Here is an 18,077-nt window from a genome sequence, read left to right as displayed (position 1 = left end):
TTTTTCAGCAAACTTAAAGCACTGAAACAATGGTTTATAAATCCTCGGCAAGGGTTGCCACTTTTTAAAAAAACCGTCCTTTTTGTTTGGAAGTTTGCCCAAAAGTGTACAATGGCAAAAAGAGTAAATAATGAGCCTTTACGTGCATTAGCTGAGAAAATGTTTGTTGAGGAAGGCATGACGGCAAAAGCAATTGCCGCTACGATTGACGTAACGGAACAGACTATTGGTAGATGGCGTAAAGGAATACAGGGGGATGTTTCCTGGGATGATAAAAGAAAGCAATATTTAACCGCTCCCAATAACATTAAAAAGGTCTTAATGACTGAACTCGGAGATCTCGCAGAAGGCAAAGATCCAAATGTTGATGTGAAAGCACTTATGGCGGTTACAAAAGCAATTGAACTCCTTTCTGATAAAGTCTCAGCTCAGATCGCTATGGCTGTTTTAAAAGAGTTTGATTCGTGGATGGCTGTTCAGGATCCTGAAGCGGCTGTTTCATTCCTTGAATGGCATAAAATGTTTCTCCTATACAAAGCACAACAGGAACAGTAATGAGTACTACAGATTTTAAATTAACAAAAGCCTTTGAAAAAATGCTCCAGGATTATGATGAGCATTGCAAAGGCATTAAACAATCTACAGGCTCGGGACTTAATCCAAATGAAACTCCAACAGAGAGGAGAAAAAAGCGTTTAGAATGGGAAAAAGATTATATCACCTGGTTTGAAGAATTTTTCCCCCACTATGCAAAAGTAAAATGTGCCTGGTATCATAAGAAACTTGCAGATCTGATCATTAAAAATCCGGTGTGTGATGTCTTGGCGGAAATTTACCGCTCAGGCGCAAAGTCTGTGCATATTGATTTAGGAATCCCCTTATATCTCTATGTTACCGGTGAATTAAAATTCATGCTTTTATTTGGGCAAACGGATAAGAAAGCCAAAAAGCTGATTTCTGACATTCAGGCTGAATTTAGCTACAATCAGAAGTTTGTTCACTATTACGGTAAAAAGTTTAAATATGGGGACTGGTCTGACGGTGATTTTACCACAACTGACGGGGCAAAGTTTATGACTTCAACCCCCGGACAATCACCCAGGGGATTGCGTGAAGGATCATCCCGTCCGGATTATATCGTTTTTGATGATGTGGATACCAGACAAAGGGTAAACAACGATGATCTTTCAACAAAACTTTTTGATTTTGCCTGGGAGGATGCCAAAGGAACATTTGATGAAGGTTCTCCTTATCGCAGATTTGTGGTAGCCAATAACAACTTCCATAAAAACACCCTGATTAACCAACTTAAAGAGGAATTTAAGATTATCACCAAAAAATTAAAAGAGGCTGGTCTTAAATCCACATTCTTTACCCTGACAGTTCCGGCTGTTAAAAATTTAACAACGTTTGAACCGAACTGGCCGGAAAAAACTACTGCTGAATACTGGAAACTGAAATATCTGTCTACACCTTACAGATCATTCATGCGTGAGTATATGCACGTGCATATTGTGGAAGGAAAACTCTTTAAAAACGAATGGATTCAATATAAACCACGATTGAAGTTTATCTCATATGATGCCCTGGTTTTTTATGGTGACTTATCATACAAAAATGAAGGAGATTTCAAAGCAATGATTTTTGCCGGAAAGATAGGACGTGAATTTCATGTTCTGAATTCTTTTGTGAGACAGACTTCAAGATATAACGTTGCTAAATGGCTGTATGAATTTGTGCAGGATAATAGCCTTCTCAATTATAATATTTCCTATTTCATCGAAGGGCTTTTTGCTCAGGATGAATTTGTGAGTGACTTTGATGCTGTGGGGGATGAACTAGGCTGGTACATTCCTGTAGTAGCTGACGAAAAATCGAAATCCGGAAAGTTTGACCGTATTGAAAGTATGCAGGGATATTTCCAGCGTGGTAATATCTGGTTCAATGAAAAACACAGAGAATCTACAGACAATCACGAGCTCGTTAATCAGCTCCTTGCTTTTTCACAAGGAAGTGGGGCTCATGATGACGGACCCGATGCCTTACAATCAGCCATCAGCAAATTGAATGTTGCGGCTGCAATCAATAAAATACCTCCCAGAACTACAAGCCGGGAGGAAATCAATAACCGTAACCCTAACAGATTTTAAATTATGTTTATTACAGATGACGACTACAGCGTATTAGTACGCACAGAGATAAAAAATATTCTCCTTGAGAATTATTCAGAGACTAAAATAAAAGCAGCTGAACAGATGGGAATATCCCAGGTTAAAAATTATTTATCCGGGAAATATGATGTTGAGAAGATCTTCTCCAAAACAGGAGATGAAAGGAACAGCCATATTGTGATGATTGTCCTGGACTGTTCCCTTTACCATCTATACACCCCAATCCCCAGAAAGATGCCGGACATAAGAGCTCAGAGATACCAGGATGCCATCGACTGGCTGAAGCTGGCGGCCAAAGGAGAAAACACCGCAGATTTACCACCTATTACAGATGACAGTGGAAACAGTATGATTGATATTAAAATCACCTCAAAGTATCCGGCGGAAACTAACAGATGGTAATTACATTGTTTAAACAGCGTTTAAACTCATTTTAAATACAATAAAAAATAATTCTTATGAGAATATTAGGTTTTGATATTACACGCCCCAAAAACCCCGTTTCTGCCGTTCCTGAAAAAAAAGCAACAGGAAGGAGAAATCCCAAAATAACCCAGGTTGTAGAATCATTTAAAGATAACAGTCGTAAGAACATCCAGAAATGGCGTCAATCGACAATAGCTGCCACAAATCCGGAAGATCCTAAATTCAGCCTTTACCATGATCTGGTTGATGACCTGATGACAGACGGACACCTCCAGTCACAAATAGAAATGCGTAAATCTTCAACATTGAACACCGATTATCAGGTGATGAATAGAAAAACTAAAAAAGTTAATGAGGAAATAACATTCATTTTGCAACAGCAGTGGTTCTATAAATTCCTGGATGGATCTATTGACGAAACAATAAGGGGAACCAATGTTGCAGAATTCCTTTCATTCCAGGCAGAAAAAATTGAAATGAACTTTCTCCCACGTAGAAATGTTGTTCCTACTAGAAAAAAGATTTTCCCAGATATCACAAAACCTGCTTTTATTGATTACAGTAATCCGGCATTTGATCCGTGGCTATTACAGATCGGTGAAAATTTTAATCTTGGAATTATTAACAACATCATTCCTAACCTTATCTGGAGACGTAATGTCATGCAGGCATGGGCTGAATTTTGCGAAAAATTCGGAATGCCCTTGATCACTGCTACAACCAACACAACAGATGCGAAATCAATTGATTTAGTACATGAAATGCTCTTGAATCTGGGACAGGCTTCTGTAGGTACATTTCCAAATGGCACAGATATTAAGTTTCAGGAAGCTAACAGACAAGATGCATATCAGGTTTATATGCAGTTTATGCAGGCCAATTCAAACGATATCTCAAAAGTCCTCGTAGGATCAACCATGCTGAGCGACCAGGGAACCAACAGATCACAAACGGAAGTTCATGAAAGATCTTTAGATAATCGTATTGCCCAGGCTGATAAAAGAAAGATCCAGTTTATTGTAAATGATCAGTTATTCCCATTGTTAAGAAAGCAGGGATACAACATTAGTGATGATGATGTGTTTGAATGGAAAACAGCCGAACAGGAAAGCTCCTTGACTGAGTTATGGAATATCACATCAGGACTTATAACCAATGGATATGAAGTTCAGCAGGAGTGGATTTCACAAACCTTCAATATTCCAATTGAAGGCAAAAAAAAAACTCTGAGCCCTGATAGCGGGGCAAATGTAGCAGCAGGGTTTTTTCCACAGCCTATGAGCTCAGTCCGTCCAAACAGGTATAATTTTGAATGTACCTGTGGAAAACACAACACGCCTGTAGATTCAATTTCTGAAGACAATATTCGTAAAAAGGTTAAAAAGCTTGTTCGTGCAGTCTATGATAACAAAAACATTCCAGGCGCAAAGGGAGATCTGATTGCCTCTGAAGCTTTGCTCATGGTCAAAGGTTTAAGGGATAATTTTAAAACTTATAATCCTTATACCGGACCTGATCAGCTTGTTTTGCAAATGATGGAATACAACGTCTTTGAGTTTTCAGCAAGCAAGACAGAAGCACGTTACGCCTCAATGACAGAACTATTAACAGATGGGGAAAACGGTATCCGGGAATATGGGGAATTTGAAAAATTATGCCTTGAGAAAACCGATGATCTTAACACAGCGTACCTGCAAACTGAATACAATCTTTCTGTTGCAGTAGGACAGAATTCAGCAGCTTATGTACGTTTCATGGCAGAAAAGGACACTGTAACCCATTTGGTCCAGTATCAGACCGTTGGTGATGAAAACGTGCGTGAAGCACACGCCATCCTGGACGGAAAAATTTTCGATCTCAACGACAAAGAAGCCATGAAACTATGGCCGCCAAATGGGTTTGGTTGCAGATGTGAAATGCTTCAGTACATCGGTTCCGGCAAAGCGATATCCGGCAAAACTGCTACAGAGCTCATTTATTCCCGTGATGTTAATTATAAAAATTCACAATTTGAAATCAACCGTGGAGATCTGAAACAGGTCTTTACAAAAAAACAGTTTTATAGTGACAATAAGGGGCTTCCTGCTGATTTAAACGCCATGACCTATGACAAGTATGGTTTAAAGAAATGGAGCGATTTAAAGGCAGATTTAAAACCTCTTGTCCTGGACAAAACAATCACGGCTGATAATGCAAAAGAACTGTTCAAAAAAGAAAAGGATTCTGATTACATGGGATTCTCTGATTATTTGAACAGAAAAATGATTCTTCAGGAAAAGACATTCAACAGCAATACTTCAGGAAAAGCACTTAAGGAAGACAAACACCAGGTATTTCCACACCTTAAGGATATTCTCAACAGCCCGGATGAAGTCTGGATGAATGGTTTGGATAAAAGCAAATTCACCTCCAATTATGTCAAATTCTATCAGGATAGAGCTGTTGTTGTTAAAGTAAATCTTAACGATCAGATGGAAGGATTGGAGATTACAGACTGGTACAATTTAAACAATGATGCCAAACAAAGAACCGGCATCAAAATAAAATGAATTTATGGCTACTTCAAAATTAATGATGCTAGTAGACCTTTCAGCAAAGCTTTTTAATAATGCTTTGCAAAGGTTACAGAGCAGATGGGATCAGGGAGTTGACAGAATGAAACAGAAGTTTCAATCCTTGATCGACATGGTTCCGGGGCTTGATGGGGCCCTGGACTCGCTAAAAAATCCATCCTTGGTTTTTGGGGCTGCATTTATGGCCGCCATGGGATTCCTGGGCAAAGCCACAAAGATGGCGGATGACTGGGAGCAGAAAATGGCGGAAATTAATGTCACCGCCGGACTCTCAAAAAAAGAGCTCCGGGGGCTCTCAGATAATCTCCTTGATATTGGCTCCCGGAACGTTAAAGATCTGGACGAAGTTCCCAAAGCATTTACCCGGATCATATCTGCCGGCTTGGATGTGGATCAGTCTTTAAAAGCCCTGGAGCCAACCATGAGGGCAGCAAAAGCAGGTTTTACCGATGTAGAGACTGTAGCAGGAGCAGGAATTGCAACAATGATGTCATCAGGTCAGGATATCAACAAGGTGTATGATGTCCTCTTTGAGACCGTAAAGGAAGGTAACGCAGAATTTAAGGATATCGCCCGATATCTTCCTAAAATCATTCCTTTGGCCAGAAGTATTGGTTATGATCTGGAATCAACCGCGGGGGCTTTTGCATCCTTAACTACAAAATTGAGTGCTGAGCAGTCCACTACAGCGTTAGAGGGTATTATGAGAACCCTTTCCAATGCTGACGTGGCAATGGGAAAAATAGATTCTAAAACCGGTAAATACATCAGTGGTTTCAGGGCTTTAGGAATCAATATTTTTACATCTGCCGGAAAGATCCGTCCTTTAATTGATATCGTTTCTGAAGTAAATAAACAAATGGACGGTTTAACCGATGAACAGAAAATCAGAAAGCTAAGTTCTTTAGGTTTTGACCAGTCTACAGCGTTAGGATTTCAAACACTTGCTCAGGATGTTGAGGGACTGAAAAAAGCAACCATGGCCACAACAGACTCGCAGGGATCATTGAATCAGGCTTACATCGATTCATTGACTCCAATGGAACAATATCAGCTGATACAGAACAATATTAAAGCATCTATGATTAAACTCGGACAGGCTGCATTACCGTACATTACTGCCGGGCTTGAAAAATTAGCTCCTTTATTTCAATGGATGTACAGGAATGTTGATGTAATGATCCCTGTTTTTCTAAGCTTTACGGCTGTTCTTGGAGTCCTTACAGTAGCTACATGGGCGTGGAATTCTGCATTGCTGGCGAATCCGGTAACGTGGATCATTCTCGGAATTTCGGCTCTTATTGCCATCATTGTCCTGGCTATTGCCAAATATGAAGAATGGGGGGCGACTTTGCTTTTATTTATGGGGCCTATTGGTAGGGTTATTTCTGCTCTTAAATTATTGTATGACCATTGGGATAGTATTAAAACAGCCTTTAAAGACGGTGGAATTATTGCCGGTTTAGAACGTATTGGGATTGTTCTTTTAGATGTCCTGGTACATCCTATTGAGCAGCTGCTTGGAATGCTGGCCTATTTACCCGGATCTTTAGGAAGAGCAGCAAAGGAAATGCAGGGAACTGTTCATAAGTTCCGTGAAGACATGAACCTTACTGATACACCTGAGGAAGCATTAGCTAAAAAAAGACCTGAATACCTGGATGCAATGAAAGCTCATTCGGAAAAACTTCTGAAACCCAACAAACCCGCAAATGCAAATCCGCTGTATGGAACGGAAGGCGGTGACTTTAAGAATCCACTGGCATCAGGAAAAGACAAACATACGAAGTTGAAGGACGGCGTTAACAGAGTTGCAGGGGAAACAAAGCAGGTCCGAAACATTACTGTAACAATCGGATCTCTAAATAGTGGTGGTATTAATGTCAAACCTGAAGAGTTCAAAGGTATGACAAAACAAGATCTTGAGGACTGGTTCAATGAGGCAATGATGAGACTAGTGAGAAACCTGGAAACAACATAAATCAACATGAGTGTAGAATTTAACACAGATTTTTTTGAAAGACTGAGAAGCGTTAACAAAGCGGCTTTTCTTAACCGGTGTATTGGCCAGGTGGGTGTAATTGCTGTTAATTTTTCAAAAGAAAGGTTTGTACAGAAAAACTGGATAGATAGAAACCGTGTAGCCTGGAAAGAACGAAAACGGCCGGCACGGGGTTCTATCCTGGTAAGAACCGGAAGACTAAAACGAAGTATCCGGAAGATCTCACAGGGGAACTATTATGTATATGTCGGAACTGATGATCCTAAAGCACAAATACATAATGAAGGCGGTCAGATTAATAAAACAGTCAATGTAAGAGCTCACACCCGGCGAATGTCACCCCAAAGGACAAGAGACTCAAGAGGAAGGTATCAGCAAAGCCGATCAGGGGGAACAATGAATATCAGAGCTCACACCAGGCGAATGAATATTAATATGCCAAAACGCCAGTTTTTAGGTGAATCAGCAATTTTAAACAGAAGGATTGAAAGATTCTTATCACGGGAACTAGATAATGAAATAAGCAGAAACGGAAACTAATGAAAGCATTTTACAGCAAATTAATAGAAACCTTTGAAAAAGAAGAAATAAAGGATCAGTACAGAGTAAAGGGGATTTTGCCCCCTCAATTTATTGACCTGTATGGCGGTCAGGATATCGAACCGCAAAGTTTTGATATTTATCCACAACCGGCAATATTTGTTAGCTGGAGCATTGATCACCGGCAGAAACCCCCTGTAGTTTCAGTTACCTTCAGATTGTGTTTTGAACAGCTCAGAGATACCAGTAGTTTAGGGAATAATACTGCTGAAGCTTTGAAATTTATTGATTACAAAGAGCAAACAGACGAGATCCTGAGAAAATTTGAAAGTGATGACACCGGAAAATTAACTCCAGCTACTGAAGATCTCAACACTGAACCTGTCATAACAGATCAGTTTATTTTAGTCTATACATGCAGCTATAAAAATAAATTCACCTCTGAAAACTCAAAAGGTGAATATACTGACATCACTATTAATAGTGGATTACGGACTAAATTTTTTGATTAAATTTCAATATTATCAACGTACCATTTACCGCGTTTCTTTTGGATCCGGATCTGGTACGTTTTTAATTCCGTATATCCGTTTAAATGACGTTTAAAGAATTTGTCAATACGATTTTTCACTTCTGAAGATAATTGTTTGTCCTGAAAATTCAATCCATACATTGACCGCTCTACTACTACCAATCCGGAATAATTTGTATTTTCATATGGTATTTCAGGCCGATGTTTAAAAACTTCTCCTTTGCCTCTTGCCGGACTGATCTGTGCGCTTAATAAAGCAGATAGAAAAACAAAAATTAATGATTTCATAGGCTTAAAGTTTACTGTAATTGTTGATGTAATTGATTTTTAACCATGATCAGGGTATTACCCGCATAACTTCCCGGTGAAGCTTCAAAATAAATCTCAAATTCTACCAGATAGTTAAGCAAAGCTTCTGCCATATAATATTTTAACTTGAGTTTAAACGCTTTTTTACTGTTTCTGGTGGATATCGCTTTTTTAAGAAGCTTTTCTCTCAGATCAAAGCAAATTGAAACGATGGTTTTAAGGTTTCTTTTTAATCCTGAAAAAGTGATCTGATCAAGCTCAGACATTACGGAGTTAATCACACATAACTGACCATAGTCAATATTGATCGTCACATTCATTTTTAAATTTTATATTAGTTAACTCGGTCTCTTTTCCCCTCAGTTTTACTTTCATAATTCTCAATTGAGTTTTATTTTGAAGGATATTCTCACGGTTTGCAATCTTTGCTGCCAGGTCATCAATTTCGTTTTTATAATCCTGGATATCTTCTTGAAGTTCCTGGCATAAATTCCGGATGGATTTTTCTTTTACTTCAAAATCCTGAATATTAAACGTTACTTCAGTGGATCCGTTTTCTGTTCCAAAATCAGCAAAAATACTTATACCAGTATTTTCTTTCTCGAGATCATCTATACAGATGATTTCCGGTCTTAACATATCAGATCTAGGCGGTATTTTCATAAGTTTATAGAATTACATAGTTATTTTTATCTCGTAGTTTAGAAGAAAGCCCCCTCCAGGTGAGTCCTTTCTTTTCAAAGTGTGGAAGATCCTTGAAGGTTTTCCAGTTTCCACCCCAGTCCCATCCATGACGGGCAAAAATTTTCACGCACTCAAACCAATCTGCAACGCCATCATTGTCCCAATCCTTGGCTGTATCCCAGCTTGCTGATTTTCCGTCAATGATCAGTACGATATCAACTGCAAAGCCGTAATTATGGATGCTTTGCCCGGCTTTTGCATTGGTTACTTTTTTACCGGTTTTCGTTCTTCCTATAGCATAAAGCTGGTTTTGCTCTTCAAAAGTTCTCAGACCCTGGGAAATCCTGACCTGAGCACGACCCGTTAAACTGGCGTTACATTCGTTAATGATTTTTGTTACTTCTTCTCTTACACTTGGGTGTAGTTTTGAGATTCTTTCTTGTGTTACTTTGTCCATTGTATTAAAAATTAAAGGTTAGTTGATTTCCGTTGTTGCACTCTTTTTCCTGTAATTTTCTCAGTTCCCGTTTTGCCGGTATTCCCAGATAGGTTCCAAAGGTTCGCCGGGATATGTGGAACTGTGGCTCTATATAACTGTAGAAAATCTCTTTATAGGTCAAACCCTGGCGGAATCTGTATTCCTCCGTGATCTCCTGGATTTTTACAATTTTCTTGTAGTAGTTAGTTTTGTTATAAGCCATACAGAATTATGAGTATATTTGCAATGTTCAAGTTGCAAGCTCGTGGTCTATATGGCTATGGGCTTTTTAATTTTTAGAAGGAAACGGCAGTTTATTTTTGTGATGCCATTCTTTTGTTCCTGGTATTTTAGCCGATTTGTTGTATTTTGTTCTGAGGCTTTTAAACTGTTTAATTAAGGGTTCAAATTCTTCAGCAGTATAATCTTTCAAAGCTTTTTTTGAAGGGCTTAATTCAAGCATAAAGCGGTTGAATGGAGTCCAGTCACCCGGATCATACAATCCGATATACTGAGCATCTTTTAAAACAATAGATCTAAGGCTTTTTAAATGCTTCTCAGCATACTGATTGTTTAGTTCTTCATAAACTGTCAGGTGCTTTGGAAAGAAGGCGTAATAAAGACTTTCCAGTTCATCCGGTGTAAGTTCATCTATGTTACCAGTTCTTGAGTTGGTATGCAGCCAGATGGCCGGTTCCAGTTCGGATTTCGAAAACTTCTTTTCAAGATGGGTTCTCATTACAGCATTTGTGATCATTTGGTTTGTATTTTGTGTTTAAATGGTATTTAAATGAAGTTTTAAGGCTTTTTCTTTTCAAAATATTTCATTGAAATATGATGCATCACTAAGCTTCCTATAACAGATCCAACCAAGTACACCAGCATCATTTTTGTATTATCAAAGTTCTGGACCACATTTTTAATAACCAGCAGCCAAATTCCATTACTTGCTACGCTGGCAATAGCATGAAAAGTCAAACTATTGCTATTTCTTGCCCTGCTCACAAGCGTAAAGCTTGCATTCTGTAGCACTACAAGGGCAAACATTTTTAAGATTTCTATCATAATTTGTTAATTAAGAGTTTTAATGCCTTTTTATAAGCTCGTGTAAATTCTGCATCTGTAATCTCTTCCATGTTATCATCTTTTAGATCAGTCCCTTTCCAAACTGATATTTCAGTACAGAAAGGATATGTTTTAACTGTTGTAACACAATTTTTGCCTTCAAAACACAGAAATACATGGTCATATTGTTTAAAATACTTTTTCATTGTTTATAAATTTTGTTCCCAGGAGCGGAATCGAACCACTCCAAAAAACCGTTTGGGACTAATAAACCTCCAACCCTCCGACAATATCGGCCTGATCTTCAAGGCTAATGAGGTCAAGACTCCATAAAAATGTTTTCAGATCTGCACATCTTCTTAAAGCATTGTCCCAAATGGGAGCTAACCCCCCTTTAATTGTGACATAAACTTCATTTTCCGTTCCATCATAGCTCCCTTCTCCAACCTCGAAGTATTGGAAATCTTTTTTTTCATTAATAAGGGGTACAATTTCCCCCTGAAAAAAGGAAATGAAATTACTGTCATATTCCTTTTCAAACTTTTCATTGCTTTGCGGGTGTCTAAGTTTAAAACCTATCCCGTAATTTGCTGAGTAGTCTACTCCCATGATATTTATATTTAAAATGTTTGTTAATCTTCTATGATTGAACTAATACTTAGCAATTCATCCATTCTCCTGCGTAGTGCAGCTTTAGATTTAAAATCTTTCTCCAAAGTCTGCCATTCGTAGTTTTTAGCTGTTTTATGCTTTATTTTAAGATTCAGATCATCAGCCCTGATAATCGTAAATCCCTTTTTAAGCAGTTTTAATACGTCTCTTGAGTGTAGTGGCATAATGCTAATTTTAATGTTCAAAAAGTATAGCTGCATTAGCTTCAAAATCAATATCAACAGTGTCATATAAGATTCCTAAAAGATTTCCCACAGCACACTCAAATCCCATTGCCTGGAACTCTATGACCTCTGTTTCTTCTCCAACTTTTCTTTCTCCAGATCCTTGATATTCAACACCGGTATCAATTCGATCTAACTCGACTTTAATGTTTTCAAATCCTGCAAGCTTCAGGATCATTTCTAAAAATTGTGTCTTTGACATAATGTAAATTTTAAGTTATTGTTCCCAGGAGCGGAATCGAACCGCTCCAAAAAAACCGTTTGGGATATCAGTTAAGCAATAATGCTTTCTTTTCTCTATATTTTTTTTGGTATAGACTTATCTTTTCTTTGTTTTTCAGACGATATTCTTTTTGATATTCATAGAGTTTGGCTTTATTCTTTTGGTAGTACTTTTTTAAGCATTCCCGTACTTTAGCTTTTACCCTTTCTTCATTTTCTGAGCGATACTGCTTTTGATACTCCTTTCTTGTTTCAGCATGTTTCCTGTAAGATTTTTTGTTACTCTCTTTTACTTTTTCTCTGAAATCTGGGTTATTATTATACCTATCACGGAAGTAAGACAGCCTACAATCATCACAGGTGTTAGTCAAAAATTTACTTCCATTATTGGATATTACTCTAAACATTCCAGATGGCTTTATTTGGTTACATTTCTGACATGTATTAGAGGTGCCTACATCTAGTGTAAAGTCATTTTCAGCAGTTGATTTATAGTCAAACTTTATCCCCTTCATAGGTTTTGAAGTAAGTAGGTGATCATGAACTATATCCAGATAATTTACTGGATCAATTGTTTTAGCAATTTTGATTAAGTTATTATAGTCGAAAGATTTGCCATCAATTTGAATATCCATAATAGAAACACTTTAAGTTATTTTTGATGATTTAATTCTTCAATTTTTCCATTTTGAAGATTTTTAGCTTCAATAGGTTCATTAAAAGTTTTATTGATAAAATCTAAATCTGATTGAAACACAATAGGCGATTGAAGCTTTATAAACAGATTCCATTCATCATTTATGTATGCATATCTATTGCAGTCTAAATACATAAAATCGTTTTGTCTGCTGTGAAACTGCTCCATTGCTTTGTATGTATTAAATTCTTTAGATTTTAATTCAGAGCCTCCATCATAATACTCAAGCTTAAAGAGCTCTGCATTTTCAATGTTTAATTTTCTCTTGAACTTTTTCATATTGTTTAACAATTTTCATTTGTTCTCAGGAGTGGAATCGAACCACTCCATAAAACCGTTTGGGATTTACATATAGTCTACACAAACTATTTTTTCAGCGATAAAAACCGCTTCATCAATACTATCCGGATGAATATAAACCCTCACACCATCCATATTTTCATCCTGAAAATCTTCATCCTTGCACCATACATATACTCCAGGTTCTGGAGAAAGTTCAAATACAAGATCATTCTGATCGTTAATTTTCTTTTTGTAGTTCACAATGATGTTTCCTTCATTGTTTAGAATAAATCCTTTGTTTTCTAACTCTACGTGATCTAATTCAAAAGGCATAATTTTTAATATTTAAAAGTTTGTTCCCAGGAGCGGAATCGAACCGCTCCAAAAAACCGTTTGGGATTAATGTTTTCTGTTTCCTAAGGCTTCTATTACTGCATAAACCAACATTCCTAATAAGAAACCAACCATGAAGCAGCCTGAACCCACATAGGCTATTAAAATTTCACTATCTGTCATTGCTATGCGTTTTCGATTGGGAATATTTCTTCTATGTTCGTGCCTTCAGGGAAATCAACTGCTGTAATAGATAAGGGAATAAAGACCTTTTTACCCATTGCATTGGTTGTATATGCTTCGATAAAAAATGCTGATCTTACAGGCTTGTAAGCATCCTGAATGATTTCTACAGCATCCTTGAACTTATCATCATTGAATTCCTCAGCTAATTGGCGTAATTCCAATACTCTCGAAGATTTTAAATTCCCTTTTGCATCCTTTTTCAGAAGCTTGTTGATGGTTGTGACAAGCTTTGCACTGTTATCGTCTTTTGCCATGCTGTCAATAACTTCTTTGATCTTGTCAATTCCGGCATTAACAGTGTCGTCCCACCCATCAACTACACGGAAACCATAAGTAATGCCGTTCCCCTGATCATCACTAAAGGAGTGCCCCTGCTGCCCCTGTTTGATGTCATAAACTTCAGATTTCATTTCTAACAGAATGTTTAAGCCCTGGAATAGGTCAAATTTTGCTTTTGATAGCGTATTAGAAATGCTTAATAGAGTTTGAATAAATTCCGGAACAGAATCTTTTACTGTTTCTTTGTAGGCTGCTCTTGCTTCGCTTTTGCTGGCTTCTGCTACTTTGGCCGCTGCTTTTAATTCTTCTGGTGAAACACTCTGTAATAGCTCTTTTCTTTGCTCAGGTGTAAGTGTGTTAATGTTTATTGTATCCATTTTTAATTTTGATTTTGTTGTTTTTTTATGAAATTTTCTTTAGTCTCTTTAATTCCGTCTTCTTTTCCTCTGTTATACTTATCATTCAATTCCTTTTTTAAAAGGCTTAAGGCCTCCGAATACGCCTTGTTTGTTTCTGATAAAGTTGGTTGCGGTCCTATACTTGTTAATGTCTTGAATATTTCATCAAGTAATTTCACTTCATTCATTGTGGTAAATATTCTGTTGGAGCCTGATATTTGAAATCGTAAATCAATTCTTTCAAAGCTGGATAATCATCCAGTTCAAACATTACAGGCAGTTCAATCACTCTTTTTCTTACATGGAGTTTTACGTCCTTCAGTGCTAACTTTCTGACTTTTCTATGAAGCCTGTACCGTCTGTTATTTTCTTTCTTTGAAAAGAGAGTGCATTTGCGCCTCTTTTTCCTTACTTTGGCCGGTTCCTGAATCCTTGGGAGGTCAGGAAACATTTCTAAGAGCTCCACGTCTTTTTGATTTTCTGTATTCTTTGAAAGAGTTCCCTGTAATTTCCCACACACGGCCGTTTTCATCGTCTATAACTTTTGTAAAGTATTCTTCTTTCAGTCTCAAAAACTCACCAATTTCCTCACGGTCCAGAACACGTGAAACAATTCCTTTCGGGTTCTTTTGGTTATCAGGGATGTGAAACCCTTCATTTCTGGTAAACCTTTTTACAAGATCTTGGCTGTCTTTCTCTAATGCAATGATTTCAAACTCTTGATTTTGCATTATTTTCGCTTTGGTTAGAAAAGAGTTGCTTTGTATGATTGCAAAGCAAACTCCTGATTGTAAAAGTGTATTTGTAATCATTTTTTAAATATTTTGAAGTTTGATTTTTTCTCTAATTACCATTCGTTTTAATCTTCTCAGATCTTCAACTACTTTGACGTTCTGAACCTGTTGTCTATCAATTGGGATTTCTTTAAAAATTGGTTTTAAATCATCGAAAATCATTTTTTGTGTGGCAGGATCATTAACTCCATTAGCAGCACAGATTTTTTTTACACAATTCAAAGTTGCTCCAATCAAATTGATGTAAGCACGGCCAAAACGGCTATCCAGTTCATCAAATCCTAATTTTTTAAGCCTTACACCTCTTTTGATTTTTTCTTCCAGGTGTGGAGTTCCGGCAATGATAAGTCCCATTTCGTCCTCGTTCTCATTATAAAGGTGGATGAACCATCTTAAGGCTGAATCTTTCAATTTGTCAGCTTCATCAACAATTAAAAGAGGTTTAACAGAGTTTCTCTTGCGGAAAAATTCACATACTTTCATTCCTAATTTATCTATGTGGATGTAAGATTTTCCTGTGTCTATCCCTAGCATTGCGGCCAATTCGGTTAAAAATTCTCGTTTTGCCCATTCACGACAACGGATATAGAATACCCCGGATTCTGCATTGCTTTGAGAATATGATTTCAATGGTGCACTTTTTCCAATACCGGCTTTATCACTGATGATCATAAATAAAGAGTATGCTTTTGCATCGTTGCAGATGGTAGAAACTTTTCTATAGTTGATTGTTTCAGCGATCTGCCATTCCGAATCATCCCAGCCACAAGCTTTACCAACCTTTAGCCATAATTCATCTTTTATCAGTTCCCATTTACCATTTACCATTTGGGAAATTGTAGCTGTTGAAACATCGGCTTTTGTAGCTACTTGACCGTAGCTACCAAGCCGTTCTTTTTCTGTATTAATTGCAATAACTATTGCAGATTTTTGTAAGTTTGTCATATCTTAATAAGTTTGAGACGTATTTTTTAAAATTGCGTCCTCGATATCTTCAGGAGAGTAGTCATCTCCTGAAGCTTTTTTAAGAGGAATGCTGTAACCGTCATTTAGGTAGTTATCCTCGAACGCATTTGAAATTTTCTTTTCAGAGTACTGACCCATCAATTGAGAATCTTCACCGATCATATTAGCTAGATCCTGATCTCTTAGTTCTGCAATGGCTTTTGCCCTTGCTTTTGCTTTTCCAACTGCTGAAAGGTCTTTGTTAGGTCCTTTTGTAATTGGTTTTTCAAACAATTCAGCTTCACACAGTGATACTAATAGGTCATTAACTTTATTCCATAGGAAAACAATTGAAAGGTCATTGATATCATAAGTCATTACGATCTCTTTACCATGATAATTTTTGATGACATCATAGTATGCAGGACTGATCATGTAGGTAAATTCTACGCCTACAATCTCAGTGGTAATCTGACCGTTATTAGTCAATGTTAATTTTTTACGAGCATCAAATAATTTTGATACAGTAGCCCCTGAAAGGAATGTAACATGTGGTTTTTCACTATTATCATGCAGTTCAGAAGGTGACTGATGTACTTTTGAGTGTTTTCGTGAATATTGTGAATAAGGCGTAGTCCTGTATTTTTCGATATGTACTGAAGATTCTTCAATGCTTTTTTCCAAATTCCAGCCTTGATTTTTAGCCTCTTTTTTAATTCTTTTAAGATATTCAGCAGATCTATGAGCATATTTAGCTCTTGACTGGATTCCTTCACCATAGAAATATTTAGAATCCATAAAGAAGACAGATTGTAGAGTTCTGAACCATCTTTCCATTTTTGCCTTATCATTCGCTTTAGATGTGAATGATATTTTAACTCCTTGTCCCTTCAGTCTTTCAAATAGGTCTGTCATCTGTGGAGTGTTGTGCCCCGGAAAGCGGTCAGTAATCCATTCATAAGGCAAATAACCCGCATTTTGTACAGCCATTTTCATTGCCTCAGTATATACAAAATGATTTTCTTCATAATCAAAAGAATATCCAAGGATATCACCGGAATGAACATCACGAACAGCAACAACAATAATGTACTTTTCAACTTTTTTAGTTTTCGGTTTTCCATTTTTGTCAATCACAGTGATCTCACCTTCATGAGAGATCATATTGACTCTTGTTGCATCCATTTCCCAGCAGTCACCCGCATAAAGTGCGTTTTGAGTAGGGATATAAGAACGGTGCATGTATGATTTTCTGCTACCTGCTCCGAACCGTTTTAGACCTGTTAAAAACTGAGTTTTTGACTGTTCAAATATTGTTTGCCCGTACCATCGGCGTGAAGGTGCTTTTTTAAGCGTTAATTCACACATTTGAGTAACTTTTCTGATGATATGTTCCTGTGAGAACGTGCTATCATCTGCATACATCTGCATAACCCAGCTGAATACTTCAGGATCATTGTAAAGTTCAGCATTATTATTACCTGCACGAGGTAAACGAATGATATCAACAATCGCCTGATCCGTTGTTTCAAGGATGGTTATTTTTTCCTTTAACTTTAAATAGTTATGTGGAATATATTGGAGATCCAGTTCCGACAGAATCGGGCTTAAATCTTTATATAATTTATTGGCAGTTCCTGGATACTCATCTTTTTCATCCAGGATAAAATCTAAAACAGCGCACGCCTTTGAAAGAGCAGCTCTTTGAACTATGCTCACATCATTATAGAATTCAGAGTATTGCTGTGATGCAATTTTTAAATGTTTTTTAAAACGCTCTTCAAGACTTGTATCCTCTTTTGATTGACAGGCTGTCTTATAAGCATCAAGTAACGCCTCAGCATCACCAAACATATTTCTATAATGTTTTGGGGCTTTGTTTGGGATATTATTCAGGCAGTAGTAGAACTGGCCCGATTGCTTACCCCAACGCCATGACTTTCCTGAGTCCGGCATGAAATCCTTTGCTTTTGCAAGATCACAGGCACGTACCGTTTTTTTATATCGAACCCTTGCAACCTTTAGATAGGTTTCATCTAAATTACAAACATCAGTAATCAGACGTTCTGAAAGCCATATGCTCTCACTTCCGCCGGATTGTCTTGTTAGTATGTCTGTAGTTTGAAGGTTCATATTTTATGAAAGTTATTTTGTTCCCAGGAGTGGAATCGAACCGCTCCAAAAAACCGTTTGGGATTTATTTAT

At 37.3% G+C, this 18,077-nt stretch carries 27 protein-coding genes; 7 read left to right on the top strand and 20 right to left on the bottom strand.

Annotated features, from left to right (window positions below):
- Positions 1-111 precede the first annotated feature (111 nt).
- From DEU39_RS07580 to DEU39_RS07550, 7 genes are read left to right on the top strand one after another with little or no spacing between them, the layout of a single operon-like run.
- Positions 112-555, top strand: coding sequence for a hypothetical protein (locus DEU39_RS07580; RefSeq protein WP_120231487.1), 444 nt, complete (start codon positions 112-114; stop codon positions 553-555).
- Positions 555-2,150: a hypothetical protein gene (locus DEU39_RS07575; RefSeq protein ID WP_183037390.1), complete on the top strand. Its 1,596-nt coding sequence runs from the start codon at positions 555-557 to the stop codon at positions 2,148-2,150. The genes DEU39_RS07580 and DEU39_RS07575 overlap by 1 nt, the downstream gene beginning before the upstream one ends.
- Before the next feature lie 3 nt (positions 2,151-2,153).
- Positions 2,154-2,573, top strand: coding sequence for a phage protein Gp36 family protein (locus DEU39_RS07570; RefSeq protein WP_120231486.1), 420 nt, complete (start codon positions 2,154-2,156; stop codon positions 2,571-2,573).
- Between the two features lie 56 nt (positions 2,574-2,629).
- Positions 2,630-5,146, top strand: a complete 2,517-nt coding sequence (locus tag DEU39_RS07565; protein ID WP_120231485.1) for a DUF935 family protein — start codon at positions 2,630-2,632, stop codon at positions 5,144-5,146.
- Positions 5,147-5,150: 4 nt separating this feature from the next.
- Positions 5,151-7,151 (top strand): phage tail tape measure protein, encoded by a 2,001-nt coding sequence (locus tag DEU39_RS07560; RefSeq protein WP_120231484.1) that lies wholly within the window; start codon positions 5,151-5,153, stop codon positions 7,149-7,151.
- Positions 7,152-7,157: 6 nt separating this feature from the next.
- Positions 7,158-7,712 (top strand): phage virion morphogenesis protein, encoded by a 555-nt coding sequence (locus DEU39_RS07555; RefSeq protein ID WP_120231483.1) that lies wholly within the window; start codon positions 7,158-7,160, stop codon positions 7,710-7,712.
- Positions 7,712-8,224, top strand: a complete 513-nt coding sequence (locus DEU39_RS07550) for a hypothetical protein (protein WP_120231482.1) — start codon at positions 7,712-7,714, stop codon at positions 8,222-8,224. The genes DEU39_RS07555 and DEU39_RS07550 overlap by 1 nt, the downstream gene beginning before the upstream one ends.
- Here DEU39_RS07550 and DEU39_RS07545 read toward each other — a convergent pair.
- The 20 genes from DEU39_RS07545 to DEU39_RS07450 form a co-directional block, all read right to left on the bottom strand.
- Positions 8,221-8,532, bottom strand: coding sequence for a hypothetical protein (locus tag DEU39_RS07545; RefSeq protein ID WP_120231481.1), 312 nt, complete (start codon positions 8,530-8,532; stop codon positions 8,221-8,223). The two genes, DEU39_RS07550 and DEU39_RS07545, sit on opposite strands and share 4 nt — an antisense overlap.
- An 11-nt stretch (positions 8,533-8,543) precedes the next feature.
- Positions 8,544-8,873 (bottom strand): hypothetical protein, encoded by a 330-nt coding sequence (locus DEU39_RS07540; RefSeq protein WP_120231480.1) that lies wholly within the window; start codon positions 8,871-8,873, stop codon positions 8,544-8,546.
- Positions 8,851-9,216, bottom strand: coding sequence for a hypothetical protein (locus tag DEU39_RS07535; RefSeq protein ID WP_147367564.1), 366 nt, complete (start codon positions 9,214-9,216; stop codon positions 8,851-8,853). Before DEU39_RS07535 ends, DEU39_RS07540 begins: the two co-directional genes overlap by 23 nt.
- 4 nt (positions 9,217-9,220) lie before the next feature.
- On the bottom strand, positions 9,221-9,694 hold the full coding sequence (locus DEU39_RS07530; protein ID WP_120231478.1) for a M15 family metallopeptidase: 474 nt from the start codon (positions 9,692-9,694) through the stop codon (positions 9,221-9,223).
- Between the two features lie 4 nt (positions 9,695-9,698).
- On the bottom strand, positions 9,699-9,938 hold the full coding sequence (locus DEU39_RS07525) for a hypothetical protein (RefSeq protein ID WP_120231477.1): 240 nt from the start codon (positions 9,936-9,938) through the stop codon (positions 9,699-9,701).
- A 66-nt stretch (positions 9,939-10,004) separates the two neighbouring features.
- Positions 10,005-10,472, bottom strand: a complete 468-nt coding sequence (locus DEU39_RS07520) for a hypothetical protein (protein WP_120231476.1) — start codon at positions 10,470-10,472, stop codon at positions 10,005-10,007.
- A gap of 41 nt (positions 10,473-10,513) precedes the next feature.
- Complete coding sequence (locus DEU39_RS07515) at positions 10,514-10,780, bottom strand: DUF1145 domain-containing protein (RefSeq protein ID WP_120231475.1); 267 nt, start codon at positions 10,778-10,780, stop codon at positions 10,514-10,516.
- Complete coding sequence (locus tag DEU39_RS07510; protein WP_120231474.1) at positions 10,777-10,986, bottom strand: hypothetical protein; 210 nt, start codon at positions 10,984-10,986, stop codon at positions 10,777-10,779. The genes DEU39_RS07515 and DEU39_RS07510 overlap by 4 nt, the downstream gene beginning before the upstream one ends.
- Before the next feature lie 58 nt (positions 10,987-11,044).
- Complete coding sequence (locus DEU39_RS07505) at positions 11,045-11,389, bottom strand: hypothetical protein (protein WP_120231473.1); 345 nt, start codon at positions 11,387-11,389, stop codon at positions 11,045-11,047.
- Between the two features lie 23 nt (positions 11,390-11,412).
- On the bottom strand, positions 11,413-11,616 hold the full coding sequence (locus DEU39_RS07500; RefSeq protein ID WP_120231472.1) for a hypothetical protein: 204 nt from the start codon (positions 11,614-11,616) through the stop codon (positions 11,413-11,415).
- 10 nt (positions 11,617-11,626) lie between these two features.
- On the bottom strand, positions 11,627-11,878 hold the full coding sequence (locus tag DEU39_RS07495) for a hypothetical protein (RefSeq protein ID WP_120231471.1): 252 nt from the start codon (positions 11,876-11,878) through the stop codon (positions 11,627-11,629).
- Between the two features lie 67 nt (positions 11,879-11,945).
- Complete coding sequence (locus DEU39_RS07490) at positions 11,946-12,533, bottom strand: hypothetical protein (protein ID WP_120231470.1); 588 nt, start codon at positions 12,531-12,533, stop codon at positions 11,946-11,948.
- Between the two features lie 17 nt (positions 12,534-12,550).
- Entirely contained in the window at positions 12,551-12,874 is a 324-nt protein-coding gene (locus tag DEU39_RS07485; RefSeq protein WP_120231469.1) for a hypothetical protein, read from the bottom strand.
- Between the two features lie 66 nt (positions 12,875-12,940).
- On the bottom strand, positions 12,941-13,210 hold the full coding sequence (locus tag DEU39_RS07480; RefSeq protein WP_120231468.1) for a hypothetical protein: 270 nt from the start codon (positions 13,208-13,210) through the stop codon (positions 12,941-12,943).
- Between the two features lie 185 nt (positions 13,211-13,395).
- Positions 13,396-14,112: a DUF3164 family protein gene (locus tag DEU39_RS07475; RefSeq protein ID WP_120231467.1), complete on the bottom strand. Its 717-nt coding sequence runs from the start codon at positions 14,110-14,112 to the stop codon at positions 13,396-13,398.
- A 2-nt stretch (positions 14,113-14,114) separates the two neighbouring features.
- Entirely contained in the window at positions 14,115-14,321 is a 207-nt protein-coding gene (locus tag DEU39_RS07470; protein WP_120231466.1) for a hypothetical protein, read from the bottom strand.
- A complete protein-coding gene (locus DEU39_RS07465; protein WP_147367563.1) occupies positions 14,318-14,599 on the bottom strand; it encodes a hypothetical protein in 282 nt (93 codons plus the stop codon). Before DEU39_RS07465 ends, DEU39_RS07470 begins: the two co-directional genes overlap by 4 nt.
- Positions 14,574-14,945 carry a hypothetical protein gene (locus tag DEU39_RS07460; RefSeq protein ID WP_147367562.1) on the bottom strand — a complete coding sequence of 124 codons (372 nt, stop codon included), beginning with the start codon at positions 14,943-14,945 and terminating at the stop codon, positions 14,574-14,576. The genes DEU39_RS07465 and DEU39_RS07460 overlap by 26 nt, the downstream gene beginning before the upstream one ends.
- Positions 14,946-14,948: 3 nt before the next feature.
- Positions 14,949-15,872 (bottom strand): AAA family ATPase, encoded by a 924-nt coding sequence (locus tag DEU39_RS07455; RefSeq protein WP_120231463.1) that lies wholly within the window; start codon positions 15,870-15,872, stop codon positions 14,949-14,951.
- Between the two features lie 3 nt (positions 15,873-15,875).
- Complete coding sequence (locus DEU39_RS07450) at positions 15,876-18,005, bottom strand: DDE-type integrase/transposase/recombinase (RefSeq protein WP_120231462.1); 2,130 nt, start codon at positions 18,003-18,005, stop codon at positions 15,876-15,878.
- Positions 18,006-18,077: the final 72 nt, after the last annotated feature.

Source organism: Chryseobacterium sp. AG363, from assembly GCF_003610675.1.
In the GTDB taxonomy this organism is placed as follows: domain Bacteria; phylum Bacteroidota; class Bacteroidia; order Flavobacteriales; family Weeksellaceae; genus Chryseobacterium; species Chryseobacterium cucumeris.
This window is presented reverse-complemented; position numbering and strand designations above follow the sequence as displayed.